Genomic DNA, 16,553 nt, shown 5'->3' with positions numbered 1-16,553 from the left:
TGGCGCGCTCGTCACGTGACGAGCGGTTCTATTCCTCGTCCAGCAGGGTCTGCACCTGCCGCAGCAGTTTCTCAATCCGCGTCCGCTTGCGCTCATCCAGACGTGTCAGCGTCCGGCCATCGGACAGGCGGCGGGCCAGGCCTTTCCAACCGTCAGCGTCCAGCGCCCTCCTGGGGCTGACGGCGGCCCGCAGGGTCTGCACCGTGGCCCCCGCCTGGGCCTGGGCGATCAGGGCGCCCCGCTCGCCGGCCTCCTCTACCCGCCCGATGATCAGGGCCTTGCGGTAGTCCAGGCCCTCGCGCACGGCCTGCTGAACATCGTCCGGCAGATTGAGTACGGCGGCGCGGTTGCGGATAAAGCTGTGCCACGTCTCGCGGCCCAAGGCACCGAAGGCCGCGTCCAGACGCTCCACCTGTTCCGGTGCGGTCTCGGGCCGGCGATCCAACGCGAACATGCGGGCCACGGCCTCGCTTTCCGGCACCTCCAGCAGGGCGGCGGCCACCTGCAGGCGGGCACGCACCTCCTCGATGACGTTCAGGTTCTCGCGCTGCAGGTTCTCCACGGCGGCGGCCATGCGGGCCTCCGTGTCGCCGAGGGCGCGGATCAGCACCGGCACCTCGCTCAGACCCGCCTGCTGCGCGGCCCGCCAGCGGCGCTCCCCGGCCACGATCTCGAAGGTTCCCCCACCCAGCGGCCTGACCAGCAGGGGTTGCAGCACACCCTGTTCCCTGACGCTGCGGCTCAGCTCCTCCAGGGCGTCCGGCGCGAAATACGTCCGAGGTTGAAACTGTCCGGGACGCAGCTGCGACAGCGGCAGCGTGGTGCTGGCCGGCTGGGTCAGCGAGTCGACGCCCTCCACCAGACCGCTCAGGCGAGAGCCGATGACCGGGCGGGTTTTGCGGGTCATGCCTCGACTCCTGCAATCATGATCTCAAGGCCGACAGCCTGCGCGATCTCTGCCGTGACCCTCAGCACGTCGCGGTGAACCGGCGAACCCGGCGCGTACACACCCACCGGCTGTCCCGCGCTGGAGCTGTCATTCCACACCGCGCCCCGGTCGGCAATGGGGCTGGCAAGAGGGGAGAGCAGGCCCTGCAGCGCCGCGTAGGCCTCCCGGTCATGCGAGCGACGGGCGTCGTAGAGGGTCGGCACGTACAGCGCCACGGTCAGGTCGGGGCGCAACTTGCGGTACGTCGCCATCGCCTCTGACAACCCCGCCAGGGCGTTCATGCCCTTCTGGCGGGTGGGCACCGGCACGATCAGGTGATCGGCGGCCAGCGCCCCCAGAATCGAGAGCTGGCCCAGGCTGGGCGGACTGTCGATCAGCACCACGTCGTAGCGGTCTGCAATCGCTGCCAGCGCCTGACGCAGGTGCAGGTGGGCGCCCACCACCCCCATCATCTGACCCTCGGCCAGCGCCAGCGAGACGTCGCTGGGAATCAGACTCAGGCCGTGAACCTGGGCCGGCGCTGGCAGAGGATCGCCGCGCGAGGCGGTGTCATAGACCGTCTGCTCGCGCCGCACGCCGCTGACGCCCAGCCAATCGGTCAGGTTGGCCTGCGGATCGAGGTCCACCAGCAAGACCCGCTGCCCGGCCTGCGCCAGGGTGTACCCCACGTCGCGGGTCAGGCTGGACTTCATGACCCCTCCGGCGTGGTTGAAGAGTGTCAGTGTCCGCATGGGCCTCAATCTACCGCGCCACTGGCCTCACCGGGAGACGCGTACGGCTGCTCGTCATGTGACGAGTGGTTCCCTCTGGCCGGATTCGGCGGCTTCGGAGCGGCGCACTCCACACGCCATGGATTGCCGTAGACGCCGGCAGTTGGCGCTGGACCAGGGTGGCCGGCGAACACGAAGCTGGGGCCACGCTTCTCGCGCGGCCCCAGCTCTCCCTGTCCCAAAAAAGCGGGCTAGACCTCCACCTTCAGGCGGGCCGCCTGATCGGTGATCTCGAACAACTCGCTGTGCGGCGAGACCGTGATCTGGCCGAAGTTTTCCAGCAGGTCGCGGTAGGCGTGGGCCACCGGGTTGGGCTTGCGGTCCAGGGTGTACAGGCCGTTGGTGTTCACGGTCCCTTTCTTCTCGGCCAGTTCGATGTCCCAGTCAATCTGATCGGTCAGGCTGTACCACGTGAAGCCCACCACCGGCGTGCCCTCCTGGCGCAGCCGCAGGACGTTCATCCACTGCTTCCACAGCCAGATCGGGGCCTGCTCCAGGTCGGCGACGTTGGTCTCGCTGTGAAACACCGGCTTGTGATACCGCTCGTGGTACCCCTTGACGATCTGGTACCAGCCGAAAACGTCCTCGCCGAAGACCATCTCGCCGTCGGGCTTGATGATCTTCTCGTTATGGCCGTAGTAGTCACTGCCCATGATCTGATGGCCCGGCGGCTCTCCGGCCATGAACCAGTTGTACTCCTCGCGGGACAGACCATTGTCCATCAGGTACAGCAGAACTTCCGCGTCCGGGGGCACCGCGTAGGTCAGGTCCAACGAGAGAAACCGCAGCCGGTTTTGCATGGAAATCTCGGGACGCGGCACTGGACTCGCGTCGTGCGTGTACTCGGCGCTCTCGGCCTGCACGATGATCGCGTCGGAGCGCACGCGGGCAATCGACTGGCAGGCCAGGATGTTGGCGGCCACGCTGTGCTTGAGCGCCGTCACGAACCCGCGTTCGGACTTGAGCTGCTCGTTCCACAGCCCATCCTGCGCGCTGGCCTTGGCGGTCACGTAGATCTCATTGACGGGGGTGTAGTAGCGCACCCAGGGATAACGCCGTGCCACGGCTTCGGCGTATTCGGCAAAATGAACAGGCAGCTCCGGGTTCTGGTAGTTGCCCAGCCAGTCCGGCACCCCGAAGTGCATCAGATCGAGAATGGGCGTGATCTCCAGCCGCTGCATCTCGGCCAGGACCTGATCGGCAAAGTCCCAGTCGTACTGTCCCGGTCCCTGATGCATACGGTAATAGGGCAGGCCGTAACGCAGGTACTTGAGTCCCAGGTCCTTGACCAGATGCAGGTCCTCTTCCCAGCGCTCGTAGTGGTGGCATTCGTCCAGTTCATCGCGCCGCACCTGGCCATGCTCGATGGTGGGGTATGAACACTCGATCCCCGTCGCGAACATGAAGTTGCTGGCCCGGCCCGTGGGCAGGCCCTCGCCACTGCTGCCGCTCGCCCCTCCAAACTCGTCGCCTTTGTAGTTGCCGTCCCCCAGCTCTTTTTTGATGATGTCCAGAAAGCCCCGACTCATACGCGCAGGCTCATGAAGACAGTTTGCCGCCGGTCACATGCAGCAGCGACCCGGTCACGAAAGAGCTGTCCTGACAGGCCAGGTAGACATAGGCGGGGGCCAGTTCCTCGGGCTGACCGGGGCGGCCCAGCGCCACCTCGTGGCCGAACTTCTGAACCTCTTCCAGCGGCATCGTGCCCGGGATGTTGGGGGTCCACACCGGGCCGGGCAGCACCGCGTTGACGCGCACACCATTGCCCATCTGGCCGAACTGCAGCGCCAACGATTTGGTCAGCGCGTGGATGCCGCCCTTGGAAGCCGTGTAGTCCACCAGGATGGGGTTGCCTGTCTCCCCGACAATCGAACCGGTGTTGACGATGGCGTCACCGTCTTTCAGGTGGGGCAGCGCCGCCTGGATCATGAACACGTATCCGAAGAGATTGGTTTCCAGGGTGCGCCGCAACTGCTCCTCGCTGATCTCCAGAATGCTGTCCTGCGTCGCCTGGAACGCGGCGTTGTTGACCAGCACATTCAGGCCGCCGTACCGGTCCACGGTCTGCTTCACCGCGTCGGTGCAGGCGGCCTTCTGGCGCACGTCGGCCTTGATGACCAGACACTCGCCCCCGCGCTCTTCCACCATCTCCTTCGTCTTCTGGGCGTCGCCGTCGTTCTCGTTGTACAGGATGGCCACCCTGGCCCCTTCCAGGGCGAAGGCCAGCGCCACCGCGCGGCCAATGCCGGAATCTGCCCCGGTCACCAGCGCGACCTTGCCTTTCAGTTTGTCGGCGGCGCGGTACCCTTTCAGATCGGTCTGCGGCTGAATGTCCATCTCGGACTGCTTGGCAGGGTACGGCAGGGTCTGCGCGTTTTTAAAATCTTCGGATGTGGGTCTATCGGGCATGTCGCCTCCTTTTGATGCGCCCATGCTGTGACAGGCCGCGCCCCGCCTGTGTCTGCTTCCTTACTCGCCCGGACCTTCGTCAAGGAAACCTGAAGAGCGGCAGGAGGGGAGGCAGCCCGCATAGCCCCACCATCACCGGCCGGTGATCAGCCCACGTCGATCATGACTTTCATGCTGGTCTTCTTCTCGTGATCGGCGAAGGCGAAGGCCCCCGGCGTCTGGTCAAAGGCGTAACGGTGCGTGACCAGCGCGTCCAGATCGACGGCGCCGCTGGCCACCAGCTCAATCGCCGCCGGGTAGCAGTTGGCGTAGCGGAACACGCCGCGCAGCGTGACCTCGCGGCTGGCCGCCGACACGATGTCCAGGCTGACCTCGGGATCCGGCGGCAGCCCCACCAGCACCGCCCGGCCACCGGGACGCGGCGCGGCCAGCGTCAGGCGCGTGGTCGGCAGGCTGCCGGCCGTCTCGAAGGCCACGTCCACCCCCGCGTGCGACAGCGGCAGATCACGGCGGGTCAGCTCGCGCAATACGGCCAGCACGTCCTGGTGCCGGGCATTCAGGGTGTGGGTGGCCCCCACCCGGCGGGCCAGATCCAGCCGGAAGTCCTCCAGATCCACGGCGATGATGGTGGTGGCTCCTGCCGCCTTGGCCGCCTGGATGGTGGTGCAGCCAATCGGGCCAGCGCCGAAGACCGCCACACTGTCGCCCGGTTCCACCCCGCCCTTACGCGCGGCCCACAGCCCCACGGCGAGTGGCTCCAGCAGCGCGCCCGCGTCGTCGCTGACGCTGCCCGGCAGGGGAAAGACGAAGTCGTCGGGCCACAGCACATATTCGCTCAGGGCGCCGTCCACCGGGGGCGTCGCCATGAAGGTCATGTGCGGGCACAGGTTGTACTCGCCGCGCTTGCAGTACGCGCAGCGGCGGCAGGGGAAGCCCGGCTCCAGCGCCACCCGGTCGCCCGCACGGACGCGGGTCACGCCCTCGCCCACGGCTTCAACCACCCCCATCACCTCGTGGCCCAGCACCAGCGGCGCCTGCACCACAAAGGGACCGATGCGCCCGTGCGTGTAGTAGTGCACGTCGCTGCCGCACACGCCGACGCGGCGCACGCGGACACGCACCTCATGCGGGCCGGGCGCGGGCACTTCACGCGTTTGCCAGCCCAGCTCACGGGTGCCGTTCAGGACGCTGGTGCGCGAGGTAATAGCCTGGGACCGGGGGGCAGGATGATCGGTGAGAGTCATGGCAGCGCCTCGCAGAAAGGAAGGGGAAAGGGGAGAGGAAAGATCGACGGTGCCGGACTTTACCGCGGCTGGCCGACGAACGGCCCTGCCGAAGCGGTGTGCCCGGCGGCGTGCAGCACCTTCAGCGCACCGATGGGGCCGTGCTGGCGCAGGCTTTCACGGGCGGCCAGGTACGCGGCCCGGAAGCGGGGATGCTGGCCCAGATCGCCGAACAGTTCCCTCAGGTCCAGGAATGCGCCCGACTGCGCCGTTTCGCGCCGAACAGCTGCCAGCAGCGCCGCAGCGCGCTGATCCTGCAACGGGGGTACCGGCGCGCCGCCGTCTACCGCCTCCAGATACGCGGCCCACGACGCCACCACCAGCGCGGCGTGGCTGATCTCGCCGTCAAGCGCCAGTTGCTCGCGCACCACCGGCAGCAGAAACTTGGGAATGCGCTCGGAGCCGTCGAAGATCAGCCGGGCCAGGGTGTCCTGGATCGCCGGGCTGGCAAAGCGCTCAATCAGCCCGTGCTGATAGGCGTCCAGATCCATGCCGGGCACGGGCCGCAGCGCCGGCACGGCCTCGCGGGCCATGTAGCCCAGGAGGAAGTCCTCGAAGATGGGCAGCCTGCAGACCTCGTGGACATAGGTGTGTCCGGCCAGCAGACCCAGGTAGCCCAGCGCCTGGTGCGAGGCGTTGAGCAGCCGCAGTTTCATCAGCTCGTAGGGTTCCACGTCACGAACCACCTGCACGCCCGCCGTTTCCAGCGGAGGCCGCCCCAGCGTGAAGTGGTCTTCCAGCACCCACTGCGTGAAGCTCTCGGCCACCACCGGCCAGCCGTCCTCGATACCCGACTGCGCGGCCAGGGCCTCGCGGTCACCATCGGTGGTCATGGGTGTGATGCGGTCCACCATCGAGTTGGGAAAGGCGACTTCACGAGCGATCCACGCGCCCAAGTCCGCGTCCTTCAATCCTGCGAAGGCCGAGAGCACCCCCTGGGTCACGTGGCCGTTGCCCTGGATGTTGTCGCAGGACACCACCGTAAACGGGGGGATGCCGCGCTCGCGGCGGCGGCGCAGGCCCTCGGTGATCAGGCCGAAGACAGACCTGGGCACCGCATCCGGTTGCAGGTCATGGACGATATCCGCGCCGCTGGGATCGAATTCGCCCGTCGCGTTGTTGAGGCTGTACCCACCTTCAGTGACAGTCAGCGAGACGATGCGGGTGGCCGGGTTGGCCAGTTTCTCAATCACCTGTTCAGGCTCATCCGGAGCGAACAGAAACTCGTGGATCGCCCCGATCACCCGCGTTTCAGTCTCGCCCCCAGGAGACCGGGTCACCAGCGTGTACAGCCCCTCCTGCGCCCGCAGCACGTCGCGCATCCGCACGTCGCCGGGCAGCACGCCCACCCCGCAGATGCCCCAGTCGGTGTGTCCCCCGGCGTTCAGCAGCCGGTCAATGTACATGGCCTGATGCGCGCGGTGAAAGCCGCCCACGCCGAAATGGACGATGCCGGTGGTCAGGGTGCGGGGATCGTAGCGGGGAACAGCCACATCGGGGCCGAGTTGACCCAGCGCCGAAAGCTTGAGCTTGGTCATGCAGAACGCTCCTGAAAAGTGTCGAGACGGGAAGGGAAGGGAAGGGAAAGGAAAGGTCATGCCTTGAGCTGCACGATCAGATCGGCGCGGGCACGGGTGGCATGGACGGTGGTGGCGTTTGGCCCATCCACCGCCTCCACCCAGCCCTGCGCGTCGGCGGGCGCCCGGCCGAAAGCGACGTGACGGGCCAGCAGCCGCGCGAGCCGCACGTCCTCAGGGAGCTCCAGAAACCACACGGCGTCCAGCGACGCCCTGACCCGCGCCCAGTCCTCCCCGTCCAGCAACAGGTAGTTGCCCTCGGTCAGGATCAGGGGGGTGCCGGCATGGACAGGAACGGCGCTGCCGATGGATTCCTCAAGCTGCCGGTCAAAGGTGGGGGCATAGACTGTCCGGTGCACTTCCACGCGTAGCCTTGCCAATAACGCTGCGTAGCCCCCCGCGTCGAAGGTGTCGGGGGCGCCCTTGCGCCCGCGCCGGCCCAGGCGTCTCAGTTCCGCGTTTGCCAGATGAAAGCCGTCCATGCCCACCAGCGCGGCCTGATCGCCCAGCGACTCCGCCAGCGCCGCGCAGAGGGTGGACTTCCCTGCCCCCGGCGCCCCGGCGACGCCCAGAATGCGCCGCTCGCCGGGGACGATCATGGTCTGTGCCCGCGCCACCAGTTCGGCCAGAGAACCGGATACTGTTTCTGGTTCTTTTGGGTTGGAGTAGGAATTACGGTCTGGAAGGGTCATCTCGGGGCTCCAATCAGGAGAGGGGAGGGAAGAGGGACACGGTCCAGCCTGGCCCGCTTGCCCACACCGGCGCTACTTCACCGCGCCGAAGCTCAGGCCGCGCACCAGCTGACGCTGCGCCACCCAGCCGAAGATCAACACCGGCAGCACGGTCAGCGCGGCGGCGGCGCTCATCTGCGCCCAGAACAGGCCCATGCTGGTCTTGAATGAACTGATGAACACGCTCAGCGGCGCGGCGTCCGAACTGGTGAGATTCACCGCGAAGAAGACCTCATTCCAGGCGAAGATCACCGCCAGCAGCGCGGTGGCGGCCATGCCCGGCGTGGACAGCGGCAACGCGATGCCGAAGAACTCCTGCGCCACCGACGCGCCGTCCACCTTGGCGGCCTCGTAGATGGCGAAGGGAATCTCGGTCATGTAGCTGTGCATCATCCACACCACCAGCGGCAGGTTCATGGTGGTGTACATCAGGATCAGGCCCGGCAGGGTGTCCAACAGGTGCAGGTTGCGGAACAGCAAGAACAGCGGCACGATCACGCCCACGGCGGGCATCATCTTGGTGGACAGCATCCAGGTCAGCGTCCCCTGCGCGCGGGTGGTGGGATACACCGCCAGCGCGAAGGCGGCGGGCAGCCCCAGCACGAAGGCCAGCACCGTGCTGCCGACGGCGGCGATCACGCTGTTCTTGAGCGCCGGGAAATAGCTGGGCAGCGCGTTCTTGAAGTTCTCCAGAATGGGGGTGAAGGCGAAGACGGGGGGGCTGGCGAACGCCTCAGCCTCGGTCTTGAAGGCGGCCAGGAACATCCACACCAGCGGAAACAGGAAGGCGAGGGCGACGGCGTAGGTGATGACCGTCAGCACGGTGTTGCGAACCTTGATGCGGCTCCTGTCGCGCCGGATCGGCGCACGGGTGCCGGGAACGGTGGTCATGTCAGCCTCCCTTGTTGGTCTGGTTGGTGCGGTTGATCATCCGCAGCAGGTAGATCGCCAGGATGTTGGTGAGAATCACGGTGATCACGCCCGCCGCGCTGGCCAGCCCGATGTTGTACTCGGCAAACGCCTTCTGGTAGATGAAGTACGGCAGGTTGGTGGTGGCCAGGCCCGGCCCCCCGGAGGTCGAGCCGTAGATTTCGCCGTAGACCTGCAGCAGCGCGATGGTTTCCATCAACACCACCACCTGGATGGCCTGCGTCCAGTGCGGCATCACGATGTGCCGGAATTCCTGCAGCGGGCTGGCCCCGTCCAGGCGGGCGGCCTCCAGCTGATCGTCGGGCAGGCTCTGCAGGCCGGTCAGCAGGATCAGCATGGCAAACGGCGTCCACTCCCAGGTGATCATGGCGATCACGCTGGCCATCGGGTACTGCGCCAGCCAGTCCACCGGCTGCCCGCCCAGCGAGGCCACCACCCACGAGAAGAAGCCGAACACCGGGTTCAGCAGCATGTTCTTCCACACCACCGCCGTGACGATGGGCATCACCAGAAACGAGCTGATCATCAGGGTGCGCAGCAACGAGCGCCCCGGAAAATTACGGTTCAGCAGCAGGGCCATCGCGCCGCCGATCAGCAGCGTCAGAATTAACGTGCCGCCCGCCAGCACCAGGGTGTTCCACACCACCTGCAGGTTCTGTGGGTTGGTCAGCAGCGTGGTGTAGTTGCCGAAACCGATAAACGGGCGGTCATCCGGAATCACCAGGTTGTAGCGGAAGAACGAGTAGTACACCGTCATGAAAAACGGCACCTGGGTGGTCAGGATCAGGTACAGCATGGCGGGCCAGATCAGCGCGGCGGGGGTCAGCTTGAGGCCGCGCTTGGGGGCCGGTGGGCTGGCCGTCGTCGTGGTGGGGTTGGCAACGGTGGTCATGAATTCCCCTTGTCGCGGTGGTTTCGGTGCCGGGCAGGCAGGGAGGAGACCGGGCAGCGACGCCCCGCCTCCTCCCCGCACCTGAGCCGGAAGCGCTGGGCTTTACTTCTGGTAGCCGCCTTCCTTGGCCACCTTCTGGGCGGCGTCCTGCGCCTGCTTCAGGGCCTGATCCACGGTGGTCTGCCCGCTGATCGCCCCGGCCAGGTACTGACCCACCTGGGTGCCCAGCGCCTGGAACTGCGGGATGGCCACGTACTGGATGCCGGAATACGGCACGGGCTCCTTGGTGGCCGCGTTCACGTCGGCGCTGTTGATGGCGCTCTGCACCAGCCCGCTGAAGGCGCCGGCGGCCTTCTTGTAGTTGGGGTTGGTATAGGTGCTGGTGCGGGTGCCGGGGGGTACGGCGGCCCAGGTGCCTTTCTCCTTGGCGACCAGGGCGATGTAGTCCTGACTGGTGGCCCAGGTAATGAACTTGAAGGCCGCGTCTTCCTTTTTGGTGCTTTTGGGAATCGCCAGGTTCCAGCTCCAGTACCAGTGGTTGCCCTTGGGGGTGCCGGGGCCGACCGGCGCGTTGGCAAAGCCCACGGATTTGGTGATCTTGGAACTGCTGGGATCGCTCAGGAAGCCGGCGGCCACGGTGGCGTCCACCCACATGCCGCATTTGCCCTGGCTCATCAGGGTCAGGTTCTCGGTAAAGCCGTTGCCGGTGGCGCCGGGCGGGCCGTACTTCTTGATGGTGTCCACGTAAAAGGTCATCGCATTCTTCCAGGCCGGGGAGTCGAGCTGCGCGTTCCAGTCTTTGTCGTACCAGCGCCCGCCAAAGGTGTTCATCACGGTGCTGAACACCGCCATGTTCTCGCCCCAGCCGGGCAGGCCGCGCAGGCAGATGCCGTACACGCCCTTACCGGGATTGTGGATCTTGGCCGCAAAGCTCTGAATCTGGCTCCACGTGGGGCTTTGCGGCATGGTCAGCCCGGCGGCCTTGAACAGATCCTTGTTGTAGTACGTCATGCTGCTCTCGGCGTAGAACGGCACGGCGTACAGGTTGCCGTTCACGGTCAGCGCCTTGCGGACACCGGGAATGATGTCGGCGAGGTTGTAGCTCTTGGCGATGTCGGCGTTCTTGGCGAACATCGGCGTCAGCGGATCGAGCCAGCCGTTCTTGGCCCAGATCGGCACCTCGTAGGCCCCCACCGTGGCGACGTCGAAGCTGCCCGCGTTGCTCGCGACGTCCAGCGTGACTTTCTGGCGCAGTTCGTTCTCGGGCAGCACCACCCATTTCACGTTGATGTCCGGGTACTTCTTGGTGAATTCCGGCGACAGCTTCTGCATCGTGACCATGTCCGGGTTGTTCACGGTGGCGATGGTGATGGTGGTGGCGGCCTGCGCGGCCGTGACGGTCAGGGCGAGGCTGAGCGTGAGCAGTCGTTTCATGGGTAAACCTCCGGCAACGCCGCGCACTCCGGAGCGGCGAGGGCAGGGAGCGGCAAACCCCGGCAGACGGGCCTGACGCGCTCGGTTCAACCGGGGCTATCCCCGGTCAGCTGATGAATGGTCTCGTGGCCATGATTGAACCACAGTTTTTTTCATTCGTCAAATCTGATTTTTTGGACTCAGAGCAGTGTTTACTGTTAATGGCCACGGGGCCACTCGGATTTACCTTGCCAGCGCAAACACAGTCATCTGGGACACCCATCCGGGGCGCACCCCTTACAATGGCCCGCGTGTCAACGATTCAGGATGTCGCGCGGCTGGCCGGGGTCTCGGCCACCACGGCCAAACGGGCCCTGCGCGATCCCGACAAGCTCACGCCGGACACGCTCGCCCGGGTTCAGGCGGCCATTGCGCAGTTGCACTACGAACCCGACGTGCGGGCAGGCAGCCTGCGCGGCGGCCACAGCCGCACGGTGGGGCTGGTGGTCGCCAGCATCGTCGAGCCGTTCTTCGCGCAGTTCGCCCGCGCCGCCGCCCGGCAGCTCAAGGCCGCCGACTACACCCTGATCATCAGCGAAAACGAGTACAGCGCCCGGCTGGAGTTGCCGGAACTGCGCCGCCTGTACGGCCAACGCGTGGCGGCGATCATGTTGCGCCCCGGCTACGGCCCCGACAGCCGGGAATATCTGGAGCGCCTGAGCGGGCGTGGGCTGTTTATTCTGGAGTACGACTATGTGCCGGACAGGTCAGGGTTTCCCAGCGTGATGCTGGACAATGCCCAGGCGATGCGCGAAGCCGTGGCGTACCTGCATGGGCTGGGCCACACCCGGATCGCCGCGCTGGGCACCTACGATCCGGTGGTGCACCCGGAAGGCCGCTCGCGCACCTTCCCGCAGGCCATGCGTGAACGCGGCCTGGACGTGCCGCCCGAGTACCAGCGCGTGACCCTGCTCACCGAGGAACGGGCTTATGCCCTGACGCACGAGTTGCTGGCCTTGCCCACGCCCCCCAGCGCCCTGATCGCGCTGACCGGCACTCAAGCCATCGGCGCGTTCCAGGCGATTCAGGAGCGGGGACTCCGGCTGCCCGGCGACCTCTCGCTGCTGACTTTCGACAATTATCCGTGGACCGCGTTGGTGGAGCCGCCCATCACCGTGATTGAGCAGCCGGTAGAACAGATGGCCGAGCTGGCCGTCAGCGCGGTGTTGCGGGCGCTGGAAGAGGGCAGACCGGCACACGAGCCGGCGCAGCACACGGTCCTCCCTGGACGACTGATTGTGCGAGGCAGTTGCGCCCCGCCCCGGCAGCACCAACCCGTCTCAGGCCGGTAGATCTGTAAACGCTGTCAATCTCCGCTGTCGACAAGTGAATGCTCCTGCTACTCTGCGGCCATGCTGGACATCGCGCCCGACTGGACAGGCGGCATCGACGCCTTCGTGGATACAGCCAACACCTGGCTGCCCCGTCTGCTGCCGCTGGACCGCGCCGCCCGCCCCAAGGACGAGGTGAATGCCCGGCTGGTGCGCCACTACACCACGGTGGGTCTTCTCTCGCTGCCCACCCGCGAGGGGCGCGAGGCCCGCTACGACCGGCGGCACCTGCTGCAACTGCTGGCGCTGCGCCGCGTGATGGCCGATGGCCTGAGTGGCAAGGCCCTGTACAGCGTGCTCTCGGGGCAGGACGAGGACGGTCTGGCGCGGCTGGCCGTCGAAGGGGCAACGTTGGAGCTGGAGGCGGTGGCCGCCAGCCCGGCATCCAGCGACGCGCTGTCGTACCTTCAGGAGCTGAAGGCCAGGCAGAACGCCAGCTCCAGCGCAACCAGGGAGGAGCTGAGTAAAGAGGCGGCTATGTCAGGGGCGACCAAACTGATCTCACGGCTCTCGCCTTCCCTCGCGATTCAGCCGCTGTCCTCCGCACAAACAGCCTTTTTCAATAGAGAGCCGCTCCAGCTCAATGCTGTGGCACCCGAACCCGTCCCGACACCGCCTGCCGCCGTCCCCCTGTGGCGCGTTACACCCCGTCCGGGCCTGGAACTGACGCTGGACGCGGCGTTCAAGACGCCGAAATCCGAAGCCGAATGGGAACGGCTGCTGACCGATCTGCGCGTGGCACTGGCGACGGTTGACCGGCTATGAAGCCCATGACAGGCGCCTGAGTCAGAGGCTCAGCGGCCAGCGGATACAGCACAGAAATCGGATGCAGAACGAGAACATATTTCCTTGTTGACATATCAGATTGTTGATGTAAACTGCACTCAGCTCCACCACAGATTGTCACTGTTCGCCCCCGCTCAGCCGCGTGATCTGGATACCCAGACCAAGCCGGCCGCCCTCGCCCACGCCGCAAAGGCGTGCGTCTCCAGGAGCCCGCCATGCCGCACTATTACGCCCCCCGCATCGAACTGCTGCCCCTCAAAGCCGGTGTTTCCGCCAGCCAGGACAGCGAGGTCACTGTTCTGGCCCGGATCTTCGCGGCCAGCGCCCCGCCCCCCGAGAGCAGGCGGCCGCCCCTGAACCTGTCTCTGGTCATCGACCGCAGCGGCTCCATGCAGGGGCAACCCATCGAGATGGCCCGCCGCGCCGTTCAGCTGGCCCTCCGGATGATGCAGCCCCAGGACCGCGTGAGCGTCGTCTCGTTTGACGGACACGTGGAGACGGTGGTGGCCCCACAACTTGTGGACGACCCACAGGCGCTGTGCCAGCGGGTAGAGGGGGTGACCAGCCGGGGCAGCACGGCCTTGCACGCCGGCTGGCTGGAAGGCGCGATGCTCACGGCGCAGTTCCACGCTCCGGGCGCGCTGAACCGGGTGCTGCTGCTCAGCGACGGTCAGGCCAACCACGGTGAGACGCGGACAGACGTGATTGCCGGGCATGTGCGCGGCCTGACCGCGCGCGGCGTGGGCACCAGCACGGTGGGCCTGGGCCGCAGCTACGACGAGACGCTGCTTCAGGCGATGGCCGATGCGGGCGACGGCAACTACGAACACATCGAGGACGCCTCGGCGCTGCCCGCCTTCTTCAGCGCCGAGATGCAGGGCCTGACCCGCACCACCGGCCAGACGGTCAGCCTGGGCGTCGAAGCCAATCCGGCCCTGGGCAGCCTGCGCCAGGAGATGCTCAATGACCTGCCCCAGAATGCCCTGGGCCGCTGGATGTTGCCCAATCTGGTGGACGGCCGTCCTCTGGAGGTGGTGTTCACGGTGCAGGTGCCCGCGCAGGCGGTAGGCTCCACGCTGGGCGTCACAAGGGTGCGCCTGGCCTGGACGGACCGCAGCGGCGCAAGGCATCGCCTGCGTGCTCAACTGGACCTGCCTGTCCTGGACCCACTGGCATACCAGGGTCTGGGCGAGGATCAGCGGGTCCGCGTGGCCGCCGAGCGCCTGCGGGCCGCACGGGTGCGCGAGGAAGCGGTGGCGTACGCGGCGGCCGGACAGGTTCACCTGTCACGCGAGGCACTGAGCCGCGAGCGCGGGCGCCTGATGTCCCTGAACGCTCCGGGGCTGGCCTGTGAGGCCGAGTCCCTTGGGCAGCTGGACGCCGACTTCGGCGTGGACGAGCAACTGGCCCGCAAACGGGCGGTCAGCCAGAGCTACAACACCCGGCGCAGCAAGCCCCAGTAGCTTCTTCAGGCCAGTCATCCCTTCAGGCCGCTCAGCCTAGCAGCACACTCAGCCCAGCAACACTGGGCAGGCATGGGCGGCAGGCACTGGAGATGAAGTGAAGACTGGCCCCCTTCAAACGGTTGTCGCGAACGTTCAGGGCTAGAGTGACGCGTGCCCCAGAGGAATGGATGACCCACCCCACACGCCCCTCGCCGGACCTTCAGGACCTGGGCCTGCTGAGCAACCGCCGCAGCGCCGCGCTGGTGACGTCTCTGGGCGAGGTGGTGTGGTACTGCCCCGGACGCTTCGACGCGCCCTCGCTGCTGGCGCGGCTGCTGGACGCCGCACGGGGCGGGTCATGGGCCGTCGACCTGCCGGGAGCCGTTCACGCCGGACGCCGTTATCTGGGGGACGGCGGCCACCTGGAATCGGTCCTGCGGGCAGGAGAGGGCGGCAAAAAGCTGATCATCAGCGACTTCATGCCCTTCGGGGACGATCTGCCGTGTGGCGTGTGCCGCGTGCTCTCGGCGGCCCCACAGGCCTACCGGCTGGTCCTGAAGGCCGCGCCGGATTACGCCCGGCGCACCGTGACCCTGGAGCAGGAGGGGGCCGCGGTGCAGATTGACGGCCAGCACTGGCTGTACGCCTCCCATCCGGCCCGGATTGAGGCGGACGCGGTGGTGGTGGAGGTGCCCGCAGACGAGGCGGCCTGGGCCGTGCTGAGCGACGAACGCCTGGACCACCCCGACTGGGCCACCGTGACGCGCTGGCGTGAGACGTCGCTGCTGAACTGGCAGGCGCTGACCACCCACGCGACGTATCACGGCCCCTATCAGGAGGCGGCCCGCGCCTCGCTGCGGGCGCTGCGGCTGCTGACGGACCACGTGGGCCACGCGACCATCGCCGCGCCCACCACCAGCCTGCCAGAAGTTCTGGGCGGCGAGAAGAACTGGGATTACCGCTACGTGTGGCTGCGCGACGCGGGCATGGTGGTCAGCGCCCTGACGCGGGCCGGGGGCGACGGCAGCGAGGGCCGCGCGTTTCTGGAGTTCATCTGCGCCCACGCGACGCCGCAAAACGGCCTGCCCGCCCCTCCCTTCATGACAGTGGACGGCGGCGAGCCGCCCGAGGAAACGGAACTGGATCTCGCGGGGTACGCGGGCAGTCGGCCGGTTCAGATCGGCAACGGCGCGCGAGGGCAGTTGCAGCTGGACGCCTACGGCAACGTGCTGCTGGCCGCCAAGCTGATCTACGAGCGCTTCGGCACCCGCGAACACTGGGGCGTGATCGAGCGCATGGCCGAGTTCCTGGCGGAGCACTGGCGGGACGACGATTACGGGATCTGGGAGGAACGGCGGAAGAGGCCCTACGTGGCGGGCAAGGTGCTGGCCGCCGTCGCGCTGGATTACATCGCCGAACACAGCGAAGACCCCGCGCAGGCGGCGCGCTGGAAGGCCGCGGCGGCGGACGCGCGGACCTGGGTGGAGCAGCACGCCCTGGACAGCGAGGGCGCGTATACCTATGTGGCCGGCGAGGAGGGGGTAGATGTGACGGCCGCCCTGTACCCGGTATGGGGCTTTTGCGCCCCCGACTCGCCCGAGATGCTCGCGACGATGGCGGCGCTGGAGCGCGACTCCTGCCAGGACCACCTGTACTGGCGGCATCTGGCCGATGACGACACGCAGCGGGAAGGCGCGTTCCTGGCCGGGACCCTGTGGGTGGCCCAGTACTGGGTGATGCGCGACCCGGCGCGGGCACGCGTCATTCTGGACGCGGCGCTGGCCTACGCCAATGACCTGGGCCTGCTGCCCGAGATGGCCGATCCCCGGACCCGCCTGCCGCTGGGCAACGTGCCGCAGACCTTTGTGCACGCCGCATTGGTCGGTGTGGTGGTGGATCTGGCCGAGGCGGAGCGGGCGCGAGACATGGCCTGAACCCCAGTACTGGCGGGACGCCAGAGACACGCTACCCTGGGGC

14 protein-coding genes are annotated in these 16,553 nt (G+C 67.1%); 4 read left to right on the top strand and 10 right to left on the bottom strand.

Annotated features, from left to right (window positions below):
- Window positions 1-28: 28 nt before the first annotated feature.
- The 10 genes from FHR04_RS01075 to FHR04_RS01030 form a co-directional block, all read right to left on the bottom strand.
- Window positions 29-907, bottom strand: coding sequence for a ParB/RepB/Spo0J family partition protein (locus FHR04_RS01075; RefSeq protein WP_139400063.1), 879 nt, complete (start codon window positions 905-907; stop codon window positions 29-31).
- Window positions 904-1,680: a ParA family protein gene (locus FHR04_RS01070; RefSeq protein ID WP_139400061.1), complete on the bottom strand. Its 777-nt coding sequence runs from the start codon at window positions 1,678-1,680 to the stop codon at window positions 904-906. Before FHR04_RS01070 ends, FHR04_RS01075 begins: the two co-directional genes overlap by 4 nt.
- Window positions 1,681-1,910: 230 nt before the next feature.
- Window positions 1,911-3,248, bottom strand: coding sequence for a family 1 glycosylhydrolase (locus FHR04_RS01065; protein WP_139400059.1), 1,338 nt, complete (start codon window positions 3,246-3,248; stop codon window positions 1,911-1,913).
- Between the two features lie 10 nt (window positions 3,249-3,258).
- Window positions 3,259-4,128, bottom strand: coding sequence for an SDR family oxidoreductase (locus FHR04_RS01060; RefSeq protein WP_139400057.1), 870 nt, complete (start codon window positions 4,126-4,128; stop codon window positions 3,259-3,261).
- A gap of 146 nt (window positions 4,129-4,274) precedes the next feature.
- Window positions 4,275-5,372: an NAD(P)-dependent alcohol dehydrogenase gene (locus FHR04_RS01055; protein ID WP_139400055.1), complete on the bottom strand. Its 1,098-nt coding sequence runs from the start codon at window positions 5,370-5,372 to the stop codon at window positions 4,275-4,277.
- Window positions 5,373-5,431: 59 nt separating this feature from the next.
- Window positions 5,432-6,949, bottom strand: a complete 1,518-nt coding sequence (locus tag FHR04_RS01050) for a mannitol dehydrogenase family protein (protein WP_139400053.1) — start codon at window positions 6,947-6,949, stop codon at window positions 5,432-5,434.
- A gap of 56 nt (window positions 6,950-7,005) precedes the next feature.
- On the bottom strand, window positions 7,006-7,680 hold the full coding sequence (locus tag FHR04_RS01045; RefSeq protein ID WP_139400051.1) for a nucleoside/nucleotide kinase family protein: 675 nt from the start codon (window positions 7,678-7,680) through the stop codon (window positions 7,006-7,008).
- A 72-nt stretch (window positions 7,681-7,752) separates the two neighbouring features.
- Window positions 7,753-8,610, bottom strand: coding sequence for a carbohydrate ABC transporter permease (locus FHR04_RS01040; protein ID WP_139400049.1), 858 nt, complete (start codon window positions 8,608-8,610; stop codon window positions 7,753-7,755).
- A gap of 1 nt (window position 8,611) precedes the next feature.
- Window positions 8,612-9,541, bottom strand: a complete 930-nt coding sequence (locus tag FHR04_RS01035; protein ID WP_139400047.1) for a carbohydrate ABC transporter permease — start codon at window positions 9,539-9,541, stop codon at window positions 8,612-8,614.
- Window positions 9,542-9,643: 102 nt separating this feature from the next.
- Window positions 9,644-10,975, bottom strand: a complete 1,332-nt coding sequence (locus tag FHR04_RS01030) for an ABC transporter substrate-binding protein (protein WP_139400045.1) — start codon at window positions 10,973-10,975, stop codon at window positions 9,644-9,646.
- A gap of 281 nt (window positions 10,976-11,256) precedes the next feature.
- Between FHR04_RS01030 and FHR04_RS01025 the strand changes: the two genes are divergently transcribed.
- From FHR04_RS01025 to FHR04_RS01010, 4 genes are all read left to right on the top strand, one after another.
- Entirely contained in the window at window positions 11,257-12,306 is a 1,050-nt protein-coding gene (locus FHR04_RS01025) for a LacI family DNA-binding transcriptional regulator (RefSeq protein ID WP_139400043.1), read from the top strand.
- A gap of 60 nt (window positions 12,307-12,366) precedes the next feature.
- Window positions 12,367-13,110, top strand: a complete 744-nt coding sequence (locus FHR04_RS01020; RefSeq protein WP_139400041.1) for a MerR family transcriptional regulator — start codon at window positions 12,367-12,369, stop codon at window positions 13,108-13,110.
- A gap of 236 nt (window positions 13,111-13,346) precedes the next feature.
- Entirely contained in the window at window positions 13,347-14,594 is a 1,248-nt protein-coding gene (locus tag FHR04_RS01015; protein WP_139400039.1) for a vWA domain-containing protein, read from the top strand.
- Between the two features lie 170 nt (window positions 14,595-14,764).
- Complete coding sequence (locus tag FHR04_RS01010) at window positions 14,765-16,510, top strand: glycoside hydrolase family 15 protein (protein ID WP_139400037.1); 1,746 nt, start codon at window positions 14,765-14,767, stop codon at window positions 16,508-16,510.
- Window positions 16,511-16,553: the final 43 nt, after the last annotated feature.

Origin of the sequence: Deinococcus radiopugnans ATCC 19172, assembly GCF_006335125.1 — a bacterium.
In the GTDB taxonomy this organism is placed as follows: Bacteria; Deinococcota; Deinococci; order Deinococcales; family Deinococcaceae; genus Deinococcus; species Deinococcus radiopugnans.
The sequence above is the reverse complement of the archived record's forward strand: the minus strand, read 5'-3'. Positions and strand labels throughout refer to the sequence as shown.